The following is a 435-nucleotide window of genomic DNA, read 5'->3' on the forward strand; positions in this document are numbered from 1 at the left end:
GATCTGGGTGGCGGCCCGCGACCCGAACTCGCACGATTTCGCCGTCGCCAACGGATGCAAGGTCCAGGTAACGCCGCTGGCTTCCGGCGATGACGAGGTGACGAGCCTGATGCAGCGCTTCAACGCCGCCTGCGCCGCGCATCCCGAGATCGAACGACCGGAAATCATGCTTTTGATGCACACCTTCGTTGCCGACGACGCGGCTGACGCAGATCGCCTGACGCAGGACCTGTCGACTTTCTATTGCCAGTTCGGCGCCTGGTTCCAGAACAAGAAACCAGTGCATCAAGGCATATTGGAGCCGCTGACGCCGGACGAGATCGCGGCCATGCCGCAATACGCGCCCGACAAGATCAGGCAGAACCTGGTGATCGGCGAGGCCGATGAGGTCATCGCCCGGCTGAAGAACTATGAGGCACTCGGCTACAACCAGTA

General features: G+C 61.6%; 1 protein-coding gene. It reads left to right on the forward strand.

Annotation, left to right across the window (positions count from 1 at the left end):
* Positions 1 to 435 (forward strand): LLM class flavin-dependent oxidoreductase (locus EN925_RS39275; RefSeq protein WP_128337517.1); only part of this gene is annotated, 435 nt, incomplete at both ends.

Source organism: Mesorhizobium sp. M7A.F.Ca.US.006.04.2.1, from assembly GCF_004022915.1.
Lineage (GTDB): Bacteria > Pseudomonadota > Alphaproteobacteria > Rhizobiales > Rhizobiaceae > Mesorhizobium > Mesorhizobium ciceri.